Genomic DNA, 16,258 nt, shown 5'->3' on the forward strand with positions numbered 1-16,258 from the left:
TTTTATCTATAGAAAAAATAGCGAGCCAAAATCCGCCCTATTCCTCATCCCTGCCAATCCAGCGTTCCCGTACGCCGATCAACCCGAGGGCCACAAGCAGGATCAGAACTGCAAAGGCCCCAAGAATAAAGCGATTCAGCAAAAACGAGGAATCTTCCGGCAAATAGGCCGTGTACAGCGTTTTGCCTCCAAGAATGCTTCCCGCGCTCATCGTATCCAGCACCCATAAAGCAAATGAAAGGGCCATGCCCCCGTAGAGCTTCTGGAACCAAACGATGCCGAGGACCGCTACGGAAGCAAGCAGCATATAGGCCGGCAGCGTCTGCAGCAGTAGGGCCAGCCCTCCTGTCTTCCGGAATGCGGCCTCACCGCCGCTCCAGGAATGCATGTCGGTCACGATGGCTCCGAATTTAATTCGGTATACAGCCATCCAGCCCATTCCCGCCAAGGCGGAGAGCACAAGAGCCAGCACCCACTTCCTCACAGCCATAAGCCGGAGTGAGACGGGGTAGGTGGCAATGACCTCCATGCCTCCCCCGCCGATTTCCCGCGCAAACAGCAGCACGGTAAGCATAATGACGATCGGGAACATCCCCATTTCCGCAAAATAAACGACCGGCTGGGGATATTTCGCGTCACCAGTCAGGATCACTACCCAATAGGAAAGGTAAATGAGCAGCGTCAAAACAAACAGCGGCTGCTTGCCCATATTCAAGTCGAGCCGCAGATGGCTGCCCAGCGTCTTAAGCCCCGTTTTCACGCTCCATCCCCCTTTTCCACTCCCGCTCCCAGGCTTCATAAGGTATCGGGCGGACTTTGACCGGACTATCCGGAGTCTCTACCGGTATTTCCAGCCCCTGGCTGTAGAAATAATTCAGAATTTCCTTCACTTCACTGATTCTCCCGGCATCTATCGCTTCGCCCACCTGCTTGCCCATGCTGACACCCAAATTGTCGGGGTCTTTATCGGAATTCGCATGAAGCAGCGCGCTAAGCATGCGAAAATCAGCCCGCCCGTCCTCTATGTCTCTATGGCTTAATCCTTCAGCTTCCCTATAATAAACGTACCACATCAAGCTGCGCAGAGGCAGCCGGATATCCTCCCTCGTATTCTCGATTTGATAAGAACCTCTTCGTGTGCCGAGCAGCATTTCGGTCATCAGCAGGCCGGCATAGCCATTATCCCCGCCGCCCCTTGAGAAGATTGCATACATCCCGTTCTCGGCGGTATCAGACATCATCTGCTCGGTCTCGAAGTAGCCCACCTGATGGATTTTCGGCTCAAAATCAACGACCCAGGAAGTGAAGTACTGGTAGTATCCGCTCCATTCCTGCAGTACATGCTTCGCCAGTTCCGTGCTGTTCGGGGTCGTAATGATGCGGCTGGGCAGCGATGGATCGCTGACCTCGACGAAGGGCCCGCCGAATAAACTGATGCCGTCCTTGCCAGGACCCTGAAACGTCTGCGTCTTCCCTTCAGCGGCATAAGGCCGTTCGACGCTGCCCTGCGGTCCCGTCTCCGGCAGGCTCGTATACAGCTTAGAATTGAAGCCTTTAACCGTTAACCTGTACTGGGCATCCGGAAACGAAATTTCCCGGAACACCCAGCCGGCCTGCAGCGAGTTTGACCAATCGTCCTTCACATAGAGATGCTGCTTTCCGGGAAGCGGGTACCAGGCGAAATAACCTGGCAGCATAACGAGATCCCGGCGGGCGAATGCGTAAAAGCCGCCTCTGCCGTTATACTCCATAACTGCTCCAGAATAGCGGAGCTCCAGGAGCACGCTCTCCTGCTGCTGAAGCTCCCCGCTCCATGGCACCGACAGCAGATCTCCCCGCCGGGCAAAGGATACCGGACGGCCCCCGGCTTTGACCTCCGAAACAGTGAACAGCCGGTTGAGCGTCAGATTTATTTCTTGTTCTCCTTGCAATGCCGCCGCTGGAATGTCCAAACGGGCCGTGACAGCCAAGACATCATTCTTTGTTCTCTCCAGCACAAGGTCGTAATTCGCGATCTCAAAAGCCTTATTGGGGTTTTCCCCCAAATCGTCGGCCATCGGGATCGTATCATCCTTGATTTTATCAAAATAGCTGCTGTACCTGCCCTGCCATAATAAACCATAGGGCGCAAAAGCGCCGCAGGCGAGCAGCAGGGACAACCCGGCAACAACCCATTGGCGGATCGCGTGCTTCGTCGGCCGCAGCAGATTGAGAATCGTCACAGCCGCCGCCAGCAGCAGTCCCGCAAAGGCCAGGACAAACAGGCCGGACTTCAGCAGCTCATCGACCTCAAGACTGTACCCCCACAGCTCATATCCCCGTTTCCCTTGGACAAACAGCTCGCTCAAATGGAAAATCCCCAGAATATATAGATGGTACCTCTCCACGATAAACAGCTGCATAAAAAACGTCCCGAACATCCAGGCGCAAAAGCCGATCAGGTAGACGACGCGATTCGGCAGACATACCGCGAGGAGCATGGCCAGCGCCAACGTCACCATATATGAAATTTCATAAGACAAGAAGAAATATACACCATGCGCAATGTTGACCGCGGCGTCAACTCCCCTCCCATAAGAGAAGGCGATGAACAGAGCACCAGCCAGCAGGGAAAACAGGGTCAAATACGTTAGGGCAGCCGCATATTTAGCCGTAATCCGCGTGCCGTAGGTCAAGGGCAGGCCCGTACTCCACTCGTAGCTGGGGCGGCGAATGTCGCGCCGAATGGCTATAATGCCCAGAAGCATGGCAATGCCCAGCGTAAGCGTATGAACAAGGGAATTGAAGCCATAGGCCTCGTTAAACAGATTATTAAACGGCGAGGCCGCGGATAGAAACCAGGCATAAATTATGCCAAAAAAGGCCGGCAGCACCATAAGCCATACATTGCGAAAAATAGGGTTCCACTCCAGTGCAAATTGCCGCCGCCATTTCACCATGGGCGCATCGCCCCTTCCTCCTGCCTGGATCTTAACAGCGCCAGATAGCCGTCCTCCAGAGTAGGCCGGACTGCCACCGCCTCCATCCCTAGGGGCGGAGCGTCGGCAATGACTCGGCAGAGCAGCCCTTCATCCGTTCGCCGCGTTGAAACTACCGACATCGGATCGAGCTCGGAGAATAGGCCCTCCTCCACGATGCCTTCCCACACCTTGCCCTGGCCGGAGGCCTGCAATTCCGCCAAATCCCCGGAGAAACGGACTCCGCCCTGATCAAGCACGGCGATCTGCCGGCAGTTGCTCTCGATGTCCGCGACGATATGCGTGGACAGAAGCACGATTCGGCCCAGGCTGAAGCGCGTGAGCAGATTGCGGAAGCGTACGCGCTCCTCCGGGTCCAGCCCCGCGGTCGGCTCATCTACAATCAGTACCTGTGGCGAGCCGAGCAGTGCCTGGGCGATTCCCAGGCGCCTTCTCATGCCGCCGGAATACGTGCGGATGCGTTTATGCGCCTTCTCAGCGAGGTTGACCTCCTCCAGCAGCCGGGCCGTCTCCGCCCTGCGCTTGCGGGGATCGCTCATCCCCTTCATTACGGCGACGTAATCCAAGAACTCGGCGCCGGTCAGCTGAGGATACACCTGAAACTGCTGCGGCAAATATCCGATCATCGCCCGGATATCCTCCGCCTGCTTCAGCGAGATCCCATGAATCAGCGCATCCCCTGAGCTGGGGCGGATCAATGTCGCAAGGATGCGCATCAGCGAGGTTTTGCCTGCCCCATTCGGACCGAGAAGGCCGACCATGCCCTCGCGGAGCGTCAAATTGACGTCATCCAGCGCCAGATGACCCTTTCGGTACATTTTATATAAATGGTTGATCTCGATCATGCGTGAATTTCCTCATTTCATAACGGTAATGTAATGAATCGCCCCGCGCGGTTGGCAACTGTTACTGTAACGGGATTCGGAATGAAAAAGTTCGGGTTCCTGGCGGATTTTATTAATTTTCTTAGACCGATGGCCGATTTTTTGCTAGAGTCTATATAGCCGTGCAAGTCGGCTGAAGGGAGAGTATCATGCTGTATTCTGTTGTATCCACCATGCTGCAAGTCATCGTGCCGATCTCGATTCCCGTCATTTCCGGCGCGCTGCTCAAGCGATTCCAGAAGCTCGATACTAAGCCGCTGGTCTCGCTATACTTGTATTTCCTGAACCCGGCCCTGATTCTTGATACGCTCGCCAAAGCAGATATTTCGTATCAGGATATTTACCAGACGCTCGGCTTCTCGCTGCTGAATCTCATCCTGCTCTGGTTAGTCGCCGTCATCGCAGGCCGGCTGCTTAAGCTTCCATCCGACGAGCGGGCGGGGCTGACCCTGGTTTCTACCTTTACGAACAGTGTTAATTACGGCCTTCCGCTCGTTCTGCTCGCATTCGGGCAGCTCGGTCTGGACAAAGCCTCAGTCTACGTCATCGGACAAATGATCATCGTAAATACGATAGGTGTGTATTTGGCTGCACGCTCCAATTTCTCTATCCAGGCAGCCGTGAAATCCGTGTTCACCCTGCCGTCCATCTATGCTGCCGCTGCCGCTATTTTACTCAGGGTAACCGGGATCTCGCTGCCCTCTGGAATCGCTCAAGGCATTACGATGGCCGCCGCGGCGTATTCCCCCGTCGTGCTCGCCATTCTCGGCGCCCAGATGGTCGGTGTAGCCGGCGTCCCGATGAATTCCGGCTCAAGGCGCGCGTTCCGGTCAGGTATTGCGATCCGGATGCTGCTGTCGCCGGCCGTAGCGCTGCTCGCCTTGTGGCTGCTGCAAATCGAGGGGATACTGTTCGCGGTATTGTTCATTCTCGCCTACATGCCTGCGGCGGTGAACGCTTCCGCGCTAGCGGAGAAATTCGGCGCATCGCCGCAGACCGTAGCCAAATGCGTTCTGTGGACAACGATCACTTCCTTCATAACTCTGCCGGTTCTGATTGTTCTGCTGCAATAAGTAATTGCAAAAGGCCAGCCCGTTGCGGGGCTGGCCTCTATTTCACGCTGATTTTGGTCCTGTAGATATGTTGTACTGATGCTGTTTCATGCTGTTTCATGCTGTTTCATGTATTTTCGTACTGCTTACTGGTTCATGACATTTCATGCTGGCTCAGGCTGTTTCACGCATCATAGTTATACCGTCTACTGGATCATGATATTTCGCGTGCTTCACACCCTTAAATACAGACTGATCCCGATGTGGCTCCGATCTCCTCACGGATCTCCCGTAGGGATTTCCTGCACGGACTGCATGCCTGATCTCCTACACAGACCTGCTGACTCGGATGCTGTACCCGCTGCATCTGACGTATCCCTGCCCTTAATACAAGCTGGCAATAGGCACGCCGGCCGGCAGCTTGTAGGGATTGTCTTTATTAATATGGTCATAGAACATGATCCCGTTCAAATGATCGATTTCATGCTGCATGACGATAGCATCGAAGCCTTTGAAGCGCAGCTTCAGCTCCTTGCCTTCCCCGTCATAGGCTTTAATCTGCACCTTCTCATACCGGGGGACGAATCCCTGCACGCTTCGGTCGACGGACAGGCAGCCCTCGCTTTCCGGCAAATAGATCATCGCCTCCGAGTGGCTGATGATTTTCGGATTGTACAGGGCATATTCCCGGGATTGCCCGTTGTCATCGGTAAGATAAGCCGCGAACATCCGTTTATTGAGGCCAATCTGGTTGGCCGAGAGCCCGACGCCCGCCCGAAGCTTATATTTTTTGGACAGCTCGGGATCCTGGCTGTTTTTCAAAAATTGCAGCATCGCGGCCATCTCTTCCTTGTCTTCCTCCGTCGGCGGGATGCTTACAGGCTCGGTCACCACCCGCAGAATGTCATTTCCTTCTCTTACGATATCGTCCATGGTGATTAAATAGTCTTTAGTGAATTTACTCATAAATCAACAACTCATCCACCTTTATTGCCCGATTTGCGTCAATCAGAGCTTATTTGTATTTATGCCAATCCATATTGCTGTTATTCAGCAAATATTCAAAATCATTCTCCAGCTTCTTCTGCTCCGCCCTGCGAGCCGCTTCAGCCTGCTTCCTGGCCGCGGCCTTTCGCTCATCTTCCTCGCGCCTCAAGCTTTCGGCCTGTTCCTTAAGCTTGCTGACCGTATCCGCCCCGAGCAGGTCCTTTAGCGTCGCGGGCTTGTCGCTCGCGGAAGCGCCGGAAGCCGCGGAAGGCCTTGCATTTCTTCTCTTGGCCATTATCGGTTCACCTCAATTTCTGACTTTCTCAATAAGTACGCGGTTCATGCCTGCCTAAAGTATCATACGGTGAAAATATTTTGTCAACAGCTCTAAAGCCTGACCGGGAGTTGATTTTCTTCCGATTTCCGAGCCGTCTATGCTGCCTGCAAAAATAAGACCCGGACTTTTTAAATGCTATTTTAAAAAAATTACCAGTTTTTTGTTTAGGGTGAGGGCAAATAAGTGTAATTCTACAATATGCCCATTCACAAGGCTTGGAGGAGAGATAACATGAGAAACGAACCAAACAATAACCATCAGCCCGACAACAGACGGACAAACCCGGCCAATGCCCGGATCAAGGCGCTGCAGAAGCTGAAAGCCGAGCAGATCAATGCCTGGAAGCCGGTCAAAATTGAAATGGCACAGTACTGGATTGAGCATGAGAAGGTACAAACGCAGCGGAAAATGACCCGGGGCGCGATCCATTTCTGCAATTTCGGCGAAAATATCGGCTGCGAGCAAAATGAGGAGCGTCCGGTCATTGTCGTATCAAACAACACGGTGAACTCAACGTCCGGCAATGTCATCGTCGTGCCGCTCACCAAAAATCTGAAAACGCGCACCAGCCCGAAGACCGGCCAGCCGATTTTGACGAAAGAAGGCAAACCGATTCCCCGGTTTCAAAGCCATTATTTTCTGTTCAAGAGCAAATACGACTTCCTGGCCTTCGATTCTGCCGCCAAAACAGAGGAAGCTACATCGGTCAGCAAAATCCGCTTGAAGGAGCATCTTGGGAATCTGGATGAGGAGGATATGAACCGGCTGGAGAACCGGCTGAAATGGACCTTTGGCTTTTAAAGTTTCAGCAAAGAGGGATTGACAAAACGCTGCTTAAGAGGTTATTATTGAAACAAGTGATTTGTTCGTAGAGTTTTATTATGTCATCCACCTCGTCGTGGATAAACTCACACGTTACTTACGTGTATTGAGTCAGAAGAGGAGCCTCGGCTCCTCTTTCGTCTTCTTACAAGAACTTATGATCGCGATCATGAACTGCCTGCGATCCGCACATAATAATCCTATGTCGCCCACCCGGTCGTGGGCAAATTCACCCCGCATGGAGGCTCCCTGCGGGGTTTATTTTATTCTCCTGTGTACTATTTAACCAAAGGGGCTATATTCTAACCAAATTTTTGCTCCAGCCCCGTCAGAAAAATTCTCAAATTAAAGTCCAGGCTCCGCTCCACGGACAGAGGCAGGCCGAAGCCTCCCAGCTGCTCAAGCGAGGCGAAGCCATGGATAAGGCTCCGCAATCCCCGAACTGCATGCAGGGCCTCCTCCTCCGTCAGCCCATAAGGCCGCAAGAGCTGAAGCACCAGATCGACAAGGCGCCCTCCTGCCTCTTCGATCTCAGCCCCGTTCACGCCTTGCGGCGCAATCTGGACGCTCTCGTACAGCCCCGGATGCTCGCGGGCGAAACGGAGATAGGCATACGCAAATTGCTCAATGCCTTCCTTCCCCGCCAGCCCTCCTACAGCTTCGCTGACTTCCCCGTAAAGCTGCCCCATGGCATGCAGGGCGAGCAGAGCTCTCAGCTCCTCAAGCCCGCGGATATGATTATAGAGCGACGGGGATCGCACCCCGAGAGAGGCGGCGACCGACGCCAGTGTAACCGCCTGAATTCCCTGGCGGTCGGCAATGTCTACCGCCGCCATCAGTACGGCGTTTGCATCAAGCCCTGGTCTTGGCGGCATGATGATCCCTCCTTCTCCTTAAATATTTGATTCCCGTTCCAGCCGGCGTCTAGCCGTAAGAATCGCTTCCTGAAGCTTTGCAGCCGGATCTCTCAGCATCTCCCCATGCCCTGCCGCAAGCAGGGTTGGCCGCTGCTCCGCCAGCTTGACCGCGCTGGCCAGCGCAGCCTCCCTATTCCAGGTAGCCAGTGCCGGAAAAGGAAAGCTCAAGCGAAGATGTCCTGTAACAGTAAGCCCCCCGCGCGTATGGAAGGCATCACCGGCCAGAAGCGCCCCCGTTCGCTGGTCGAGCAAAGAGATCGAGCCCGGCGTATGGCCAGGAGCGGCAATGACCCGCAGAGAGCCGATGCTGTCGCCCTCCCGGACAAGAAGATCGGGCTGCGTCTGGACGGACTTGGGCAGGCTGCCCCGGATTGGCGTCTGTGGTTCATCGGCCTGGAGCGTACGGTCACCGGCCAGCAGCCGCGCGTCGCGTTCCGAAATGCAGACCTTGGCTTCCGGAAAGCTCTCCTTCAAGCTGTTCAGCGCCCCTATATGATCCTCATGGGCATGGGTCAATACGATCCGGGCCAGCGGTTTGCCGATGGCCTGAATGGCCCGCTTAATGCCGTCTGCACTATAAGGAAGAGCTGCATCGACCAAGGTCAGACTCTCCTCCTCCTCGATCAAATAGCAATTCACCGGAAACAGCCGGGGCATAAACGTCAATTGCCACAAATATTCATCCCGAATTATTCTCATCCGCACTCGCTCCTCACTCAAACTAATACCATTAGTTTTATTTTAACTAATTGTATTAGTTTTGCAAGTATTATTTTTATCCGGCGGAATAGGGTCTTTCCTGCCCGGCCTCCGCTTGCTTAAATCCCCGACCCGGCCAGAAGGAGACTCGGCCCAGAACCGCCGTGATGGACGGGACGAGGAAAGGCCGGACGATGAACGTATCAAGCAGGATGCCGATCGCCGAAATGATGCCAAATTGAACGAGCGCCTGGATCGGCAGCGTCGCCAGTACGGCAAACGTCCCGGCCAGTATCAGTCCTGCTGAGGTGATTACCCCGCCTGTCTCGGTAACTCCGTCTTGAATCGCCTGCTTCAGGGGCATCGTTCTGCTCTTCCGCCAGATACTGGAGATGAGAAATATATTGTAGTCCTCGCCCAGCGCGACGAGAAAAGCGAAGGCATAGAGTGGAATAAGCCCCTGAATCGCCGCGGTGCCCATCACGTCGTGGATGACAAACCAGCCGAGGCCCAGCGCGGAGAAATACGACAGCACGACGGTCAGCACGAGATACAGCGTCGCAACCACGGAGCGCAGATACAGCAGCAGCAGCAGGGCGATCAGCCCGATTACGATGGGAATAATGACGGCCGTATCCCGCTCATTCGTCAGCTCCGTGTCGTACTGAACCGCCGTCTGTCCGGAGATCCACACCTGCTCCTCCGGTGACGTAATGCCTGCGGCATAAAGCATCTTCTCCGCCTCAGCCCGCAGCTCCGGCATAAGGGCCATCGCTTCGTTCGAGTACGGATTTAGGTCCATCTCAATATCTATGGCCTGAATATCCGGGTTCCCGCTCCCCTGGACAGGGTCGGATACCTTGCTGATATAAGAAAGGCTTGAGAAGGTCTCCTTAAGAGGCACTTCGTTTCCCTCGGTATGGACCATAAGCTTGATCGGCGCCAGCTCTCCCGGGGTGAATTTGTCGGCGATAACGGCGAACCCCTCCCGCGACGGGCTGCTCTCGGGGAAGGTGGATAATAAATCCACAGTATACTCGATCCGGGTCGAATTGACCGCGCAGACCCCGAGGAAAATCACCGTTACCGCGATAATCGCCCATGGCCGGCGCGTAACCGCACGGCCGATCCAGCCCCCTTGACGCTTGGCTGCCGCCGGGGCGGGAGCCGGGACAGGCTTGCCCTTCCTTTCCGCTCTTTCGGCAATCATTTCCGGCGTCCGGGGCACGAACGGATAGAAGGAGACGCGGCCCAGAATAGCAAGCAGTGCGGGCACAAGCGTCAGGCTGGCTGCCCCCATAATCAGGATCGACAAGCTGAACGGTACGGCAAACCGGTGAACCGCGCCGTATTGGGCGAACAGAAGCACGAGCAGGGCGATGACGACCGTGAAGCCGCTCATGGCGATCGCTCCAGCCGAATCCTTGAATGCGCGAACCAGCGCCTTCGATTTATCGCGTTCCTCCCCGAGAATTTGCCGGAAGCGGGAAATGAGGAACAGGCAGTAATCCGTGCCTGCCCCGAACAGGAGCACCGTCATGATAGAAATGCCCTGCGAATCGACGGTGATCCAGCCGAGGTCGGCCATTTTACCCAAGATGGGACTGGCTGCCCCATATGCAAAGCCTACCCCGATCAAAGGGATCATCGCCAGAACCGGCGACTTGTAGATCAGCAGCAGAAGCACGAGCACAAGCAGCACGGTCGCGATCAGCAGGGATACGTCTGCACTGGAGAATAGGCTGACCGCGTCGATCGAGATTCCCGCCGGCCCGGACACCCGGGCGGACAGACCTTCCAAATCCCCTAGATCTGCCGAGAACGGATCGGCAGCATAAATTTCCCTAGACTGCTCCCGGATCCTCTCCATTCCCGCCTTCAGCGTATCCGTATCCGCTGCCTGGCTAAAGAATAGCGGCAGCACGAACGCCGTTCCATCTTCAGAGGCCTGCTTCTGCAGCACGGGCAGCGGCATCAGGTGAAAAGGCGGCACCGCCTCCTGCCCTTCAAGCGGATGGTCCGTCAGATAGGCCGACAGCTGCTGCAGGCCCCCGAAGTCCTCCTCAGTCAGCCCGCTGTTCCTTTGCCATACGAGCAGTGCCGGAATCCCCGAATCGGTCGGGAACTCCTGTTCAGCCAGCTGCTGAGCCTGTACGGAAGGCATTGACGCCTCCAGGTTGGCCGCATTATTGTCCTCCTTCTCGTTAACACCGGGCCAGATCACCGTCAAGGCTCCAACGAGAACGATCCAGACCGCCAAAGTAATCCATTTCGTGATGCTTCCCGCAAACCAGCGTCCGAGCCGCTCCAGCAGGTTATCCATCGCTTCCCTCAACTCCATTCCTTTTTATATTTGTGAACAAGTGATATAAATCATAAAGTAATTATATATACCGGAAGGTTAATTATCAATCGCCTATTCAAAAGATCCGGGCCCCTCCAAAAGATGACTTGCTATCCCCCTCTTATGGTATAATTGTTCGTCAGTACAAGTTATTGAGGTGACCTTGATGAAAGCCCCGAACAAGAAGCCCTTGGGGAGACCTCCCGTTCAGCAGGAAGGCCTTCCCACTTCCCAGCATATTCTCATGACTGCCTCTACCCTGTTTATGGAGAAAGGCTTCGAATCCGTCACCATGAATATGGTGGCAGAGCATTCCGGCGTAACCAAAGCTTCCGTCTATTATTACTATCCAACCAAAAACGAGCTGTTCGTCGCCTGCATGGTCGCCGTCCTCGTCAATGTGAAGCAGCGCATCGAAGCTTTGCTGGCTCGGCCGGGCTCTTTCCGGGAGCGGCTTGAGCTCATTGCCCAGAATTATTTACGGGTTCCCCAGGTTCATATGGACGGGATGGCGGAGAAGGTGAAGCATCATTTAAACGAGGAGCAGCACGAGCGGCTGAACAAGCATGAAAATGCGCTGTACAAAGCATTGGAGAAAGGCTTCGCCGATGCCGCCGAGCGGGGAGAGATTTACTGCGAGAAGCCATTGGTTGCAGCACATCTATATGTGTCTATGCTAAAGGTCGGCGAGCGGCGCTATTCAAATAACGAGGCGTTATTCGAGTCGAACGAAGAAGCCGCAGCAACAATCGTCGCCTTTGTATGGCGAGGCCTTCATCAATAAATTGGCAAAAGGAGAGTTCGCATGGCCTTCGGTATTACCCGCCAGGAGTTGAATGCCTGGAAACGGCGCGTCTCGCAGGGAGAGATCGCATATTTGACGCATTACTGGCTTGAGCCGCGCTTTCCAGGAATTACGACCGTCACTAAGGTCGGATGCAGCGATTTGGACCGGCTGGCCGCCTGGTGCAGGGATAACGGGCTCAATCCGAAATACATCCACCGCCGGGATGCCTATCCCCATTTCGATTTGATCGGCCCCAAGCAGGTAGAGATTCTAACCAGGGAAGGGCTCCATGATCAGCTTGAAAGATTCAATCTCCTATCAGAATATTAAAAGCAGGCCCCATTCATGCTATGGCGGCCTGCCTTTTGTGTATTATCCCCTTAAGCTTGTTCCCCAGTTACAGTTAATCCTACCCGGTGAACGAGCTCCGAGCTTTCCTTATTCAGCCCGATGAGCTCCGCAGTCTTGCCCAGCTCCCGGTATTTGGCCATGACCTTGAAAATCGCCTGAACGGCCGAATGATCCCAGACATGGGATTTGGTGAAGTCGATCCGGATATGGTCCGGATCCCCCGTCACATCGAACTCGTTCAAAAAGCCGGAGACGGTGCCAAAGAACATTTGGCCCTTCACCTCGTATGTCTTGATGCCCGCTTGTTCTTCTGAAATGATCCGGATCTTGGCCATCCTCCAGGCAAATATAAGTGCGCTGAGCAGCACGCCAATCCCTACGCCAATGGAAAGATTATTCGTGGCTACGACGGCCGCGACCGTAACGATCATCACGAACCCGTCCGAATACGGGATATTCCGACGCATGGATCGCAGATAGCCCCAATCGAATGTGCCGATGCAAACCATGAACATTACGCCAACCAAGGCCGCCATAGGGATCGCCTTGACGACATCGCCGAGCACGATGATGAGAAACAACAGGCCGACCCCGGATACCAGAGTCGACAAGCGGGTTCGACCGCCGGATTTAACGTTGATCATCGACTGGCCGATCATGGCGCAGCCTGCCATTCCCCCGAAGAAGCCAGTTACAACGTTCGCAAGCCCCTGTCCCTTCATCTCCCGGTTTTTATCACTGGACGTATCGGTGATTTCATCGATCAGGCTTGCGGTCATCAATGACTCAAGCAGCCCGACGATGGCTAGCGATAAGGATACCGGGAAGATCACCTTGAACATGTCCCAGGACAGGCTCACTTCCGGAAGATGAAATACCGGCAGCGCGCTCGTAATCGTCCCCATGTCTCCCACCGTTTTGACATCCAGGCCAAGCAGCATCGTTATGACGGACACGATGATAATAGCGGCCAGAGCCGAAGGAAAAGCCTTCGTAATCCGGGGAAACACGTAAATAATAACTAGCGTCAGAGCAACCAGGGCGTACATGACCCAGCCCTCGCCTGTAAAATAATTCAGCTGAGCTATGAAGATCAGGATTGCCAGCGCATTAACGAACCCTACCATAACGGAATGCGGCAGAAACGTAATTAATCTCCCAAGTTTTAGCGCGCCAAGAATAATTTGAATAATGCCTGCGAGAATCGTAGCCGCAAAAAGATACTCGATCCCATAGTCGCGGACAAGCCCTCCCATCAGCAGAGCCATCGCTCCTGTGGCTGCCGATATCATTCCTGGTCTGCCCCCTGCAAAGGCAATCACTACAGCGATGAAAAAAGAAGCATACAGCCCGACCATCGGGCTAACGCCGGCCAGGAGCGAGAATGCGATCGCCTCTGGAATCAAAGCAAAAGCAACCGTCAGACCGGACAGCAGATCTGCCCGTGTATTCGAGAACCATGCCGCTCTCATATTTACTGTTTTCAACAATGATGTAATCCTCCCGTTTCTTTAAAAAATGTCCGGTGCAACGCTCACGAACTCGATTATATAAAATTTTATTAAGAGTTCACAAATGGCTAAGCCTTGATGTAAGCGTTGTCATATTATGAATGCTTTTTATTCCTGCTTCATAGGGGGAGTTTGCTGGCCTTATCCTTCCCAGTGCAAAAAGCACCCTGCATAAGACTTATACAGAGTGCTGCATCATGTGCGTATCCTGTCGCTTCATCCTGTCATCCAAAGTATTTCGCGATAATTTCGGAAATAGCCGTGCTCTTGATCGGCTTGCTGATATAATCGTCCATTCCGGCATTCAGGCAATTCTCCCGGTCGCCCTTCAGAGCATTGGCGGTGACAGCGACAATGACCGGCCATTTATCCGCCGGTACCGTCTCCTTGATGACCCGCGTAGCTTCAAATCCATTAAGCTCGGGCATATGGACATCCATAAAAATGAGATCAAACTCCTCGTAAGCGACCTTCTGGATCACTTCAATCCCGTTCGAGACGATTGTGATTCGATGTCCGAGCCGTTCCAGCATTTTTTTCAGTACGATCTGGTTGATTTCATTATCTTCGGCCACGAGTACCTTGAGCGCCGGGGCATGCATTCTGTCCATGCTGGTTCCCACGGCGTTGTTGGCGCTGACCGAATCCTTCGCTGGCACACGCAGAGCGATATGGAAGACAAAAGTAGCGCCCTGCCTTTCCTCGGGCTCGACCCAAATATCTCCATCCATGAGCCCAATTAGCCGCTTCGTTATCGCCAGGCCTAGTCCCGTGCCCTCATAGTTCCGGGTCATGAAATGGTCAAGCTGGGAGAAGGGCTCGAACAGGTCTGATATTTTGTCCTTGGGAATGCCAATCCCGGTATCCTTGACCATGATCTTCAATCTGACGTATCCGTCCTGACTCTCCATCGGATCCACCGTTATCGATACTCCGCCGTTAAAAGTAAATTTCACCGCATTTCCGACCAAATTGAGGAAAATCTGCTTCAAGCGGTCGGGATCCCCGATCAGCGCTTCCGGAACCGCCGGGTGGACGTTGAATTCCATCTTCAGCCCCTTCTCCCTGGCCCTGGGCGCTAGCACGTCCAGCGTCTCGGAAATGCATTTGCGGATGTCGAACTTCTCCTTATGCAGTACAGTTTTACCGGATTCGATTTTGGCAAAATCAAGAATATCGTTAATGATGCTCAGCAGGGTATCGCCGCTCTTGCGGATAATATCCAGATACTCCCTCTGGGTGCTGTCCAGCTCCGTCGTTTCAAGCAGCAAATCCGTCATGCCGATCACCCCGTTCATCGGCGTCCGTATTTCATGGCTCATCATGGCCAGGAATTCGCTCTTGGCTTTGTTCGTGCTTTCCGCCGCTTCCTTGGCGATGAGCAGCCTTTTCTGCTCGGAAATATCCTTTGCAATAATATAAAAGCCGACATTCTCATTATTGACAATAATCGGCGCAATCGTCGTCAGCACCTCTACCGTCTCGCCCTGTTTATTCTGAAGCTTGTCGATCAGCTTCTCGATGCTCGGATCGTTAATCGCATCCTTCAGAATTCGCTTAACGTATTTCTCGCCGATAAAGCGGGAGAAGCTCTTGCCGGCCATCTCTTCAATCGCATAGCCGGTCATCTTCACGGCCATAATGTTGGCATTGATAATATTTCCTTCCAGATCAAGAGAGAACACGGCGTCATGATTATACTTCTTCAATGAAGTATAGCGTTCAACGGTTTCCTGGAATTTACGTTCAATGTTCTTGCGCTCCGTAATGTCCTGCACCGTTCCGTTCATCTTAACGGGATTGTGGTGTTCATCGTAAGATACGATACCTTTTAAACAATAATAGCCCCAAGCGCCGTCAGCATATTTGTATTGGAACTCGAAGTCGAGCTTGCCCTCTTCAACAGCCTGCCGAACCGCCTGTATCAACCGTTCCCTCTCATCTTCCTGCATCATAGCGATGAGTTCATCCGCAGTCACCGTGGAGCCCTTCTTGATGTTGAACATTTCATATACATAGTCGAACAGGATGATTTGATCCTTCTCTACATCCCACTCCCAGCTGCCAATCAGCGCGGTCCGCATCGTCTCCGACAGGAAGGCTCGCTCGTATTTCCACTTCGAAATGTCCCGGCCTATAGCCAGAATGACAGGCTTGCCGGAATCCTCACTGACCTGGGTAATACTAAACTCGTACCATATATATTTGCCATCCTTATGCTTAAGCCTCAGCTCAAGCATTCCCCCGTTCCGCATAATCTCCCGCCTGGTCGGAAGAGCCCGGTCGTCGGGATGGCAGAGCTTTCGGTAGCTTTCACCTAACAATTCCTCAGGAGCATAGCCGAGAGCGGACTCGACCGATGGCGAGACATACTCGCAAACCCCTTCTTCATTACAGCAATAAACAATATCTCTTGCTTGATGAATGATTTGTCTGTAGAACTGGTCTGTGAAAACCGGCCTGCACCTGGCTTGCTTCTCCTTCATCCCTGCACTGTAACCGCCGTTCTCATCCCGATTTGAAATCTCTTGCAGATTCTCGCGATTAGACTGCTGTCCCTCTCCTCTGATGTTCATATTTCTGCCTCCG

Annotated in this window: 14 protein-coding genes; 4 read left to right on the forward strand and 10 right to left on the reverse strand. The window is 53.6% G+C overall.

Annotated features, from left to right (window positions below):
- Window positions 1–37: 37 nt before the first annotated feature.
- Genes BN2762_RS01305 through BN2762_RS01315 form a run of 3 tightly spaced genes read right to left on the reverse strand, consistent with a single transcriptional unit; the run spans window position 38 to window position 3,823 of the window.
- Window positions 38–760 carry a hypothetical protein gene (locus tag BN2762_RS01305; RefSeq protein WP_055105257.1) on the reverse strand — a complete coding sequence of 241 codons (723 nt, stop codon included), beginning with the start codon at window positions 758–760 and terminating at the stop codon, window positions 38–40.
- Window positions 744–2,939 carry a G protein-coupled receptor family protein gene (locus BN2762_RS01310; RefSeq protein ID WP_055105258.1) on the reverse strand — a complete coding sequence of 732 codons (2,196 nt, stop codon included), beginning with the start codon at window positions 2,937–2,939 and terminating at the stop codon, window positions 744–746. The genes BN2762_RS01305 and BN2762_RS01310 overlap by 17 nt, the downstream gene beginning before the upstream one ends.
- Complete coding sequence (locus BN2762_RS01315) at window positions 2,933–3,823, reverse strand: ABC transporter ATP-binding protein (RefSeq protein WP_055105259.1); 891 nt, start codon at window positions 3,821–3,823, stop codon at window positions 2,933–2,935. The genes BN2762_RS01310 and BN2762_RS01315 overlap by 7 nt, the downstream gene beginning before the upstream one ends.
- A gap of 188 nt (window positions 3,824–4,011) precedes the next feature.
- Here BN2762_RS01315 and BN2762_RS01320 point away from each other — a divergent pair, with 188 nt between their 5' ends.
- A complete protein-coding gene (locus BN2762_RS01320) occupies window positions 4,012–4,935 on the forward strand; it encodes an AEC family transporter (protein ID WP_055105260.1) in 924 nt (307 codons plus the stop codon).
- A 363-nt stretch (window positions 4,936–5,298) separates the two neighbouring features.
- Here BN2762_RS01320 and def read toward each other — a convergent pair whose 3' ends face one another.
- Window positions 5,299–5,880 carry a peptide deformylase gene (def, locus tag BN2762_RS01325; RefSeq protein ID WP_055105261.1) on the reverse strand — a complete coding sequence of 194 codons (582 nt, stop codon included), beginning with the start codon at window positions 5,878–5,880 and terminating at the stop codon, window positions 5,299–5,301.
- A gap of 49 nt (window positions 5,881–5,929) precedes the next feature.
- Window positions 5,930–6,196, reverse strand: coding sequence for a YqkE family protein (locus BN2762_RS01330; RefSeq protein ID WP_055105262.1), 267 nt, complete (start codon window positions 6,194–6,196; stop codon window positions 5,930–5,932).
- A 273-nt stretch (window positions 6,197–6,469) separates the two neighbouring features.
- On the opposite strand from BN2762_RS01330, the gene BN2762_RS01335 reads away from it, so the two are divergent.
- Window positions 6,470–7,039 (forward strand): type II toxin-antitoxin system PemK/MazF family toxin, encoded by a 570-nt coding sequence (locus BN2762_RS01335; RefSeq protein WP_055105263.1) that lies wholly within the window; start codon window positions 6,470–6,472, stop codon window positions 7,037–7,039.
- Between the two features lie 323 nt (window positions 7,040–7,362).
- Here BN2762_RS01335 and BN2762_RS01340 read toward each other — a convergent pair whose 3' ends face one another.
- The 3 genes from BN2762_RS01340 to BN2762_RS01350 form a co-directional block, all read right to left on the reverse strand.
- Entirely contained in the window at window positions 7,363–7,935 is a 573-nt protein-coding gene (locus BN2762_RS01340) for a TetR/AcrR family transcriptional regulator (protein WP_055105264.1), read from the reverse strand.
- 18 nt (window positions 7,936–7,953) lie between these two features.
- The gene (locus BN2762_RS01345; RefSeq protein ID WP_055105265.1) at window positions 7,954–8,676 is read right to left on the reverse strand and encodes an MBL fold metallo-hydrolase; all 723 of its coding nucleotides are present in this window, start codon (window positions 8,674–8,676) and stop codon (window positions 7,954–7,956) included.
- A 76-nt stretch (window positions 8,677–8,752) separates the two neighbouring features.
- Window positions 8,753–10,999, reverse strand: coding sequence for an MMPL family transporter (locus BN2762_RS01350; protein WP_055105266.1), 2,247 nt, complete (start codon window positions 10,997–10,999; stop codon window positions 8,753–8,755).
- A gap of 187 nt (window positions 11,000–11,186) precedes the next feature.
- Between BN2762_RS01350 and BN2762_RS01355 the strand changes: the two genes are divergently transcribed.
- Window positions 11,187–11,804 carry a TetR/AcrR family transcriptional regulator gene (locus BN2762_RS01355; RefSeq protein ID WP_055105267.1) on the forward strand — a complete coding sequence of 206 codons (618 nt, stop codon included), beginning with the start codon at window positions 11,187–11,189 and terminating at the stop codon, window positions 11,802–11,804.
- Between the two features lie 21 nt (window positions 11,805–11,825).
- Window positions 11,826–12,137 carry a hypothetical protein gene (locus tag BN2762_RS01360; protein ID WP_055105268.1) on the forward strand — a complete coding sequence of 104 codons (312 nt, stop codon included), beginning with the start codon at window positions 11,826–11,828 and terminating at the stop codon, window positions 12,135–12,137.
- Between the two features lie 50 nt (window positions 12,138–12,187).
- Here BN2762_RS01360 and BN2762_RS01365 read toward each other — a convergent pair whose 3' ends face one another.
- Window positions 12,188–13,630, reverse strand: a complete 1,443-nt coding sequence (locus BN2762_RS01365) for a SulP family inorganic anion transporter (RefSeq protein ID WP_055105354.1) — start codon at window positions 13,628–13,630, stop codon at window positions 12,188–12,190.
- Window positions 13,631–13,893: 263 nt separating this feature from the next.
- A complete protein-coding gene (locus BN2762_RS01370) occupies window positions 13,894–16,245 on the reverse strand; it encodes a PAS domain-containing hybrid sensor histidine kinase/response regulator (protein WP_055105269.1) in 2,352 nt (783 codons plus the stop codon).
- Window positions 16,246–16,258: the final 13 nt, after the last annotated feature.

This window comes from Paenibacillus ihumii, from assembly GCF_001403875.1.
GTDB classification, from domain to species: Bacteria; Bacillota; Bacilli; order Paenibacillales; family Paenibacillaceae; genus Fontibacillus; species Fontibacillus ihumii.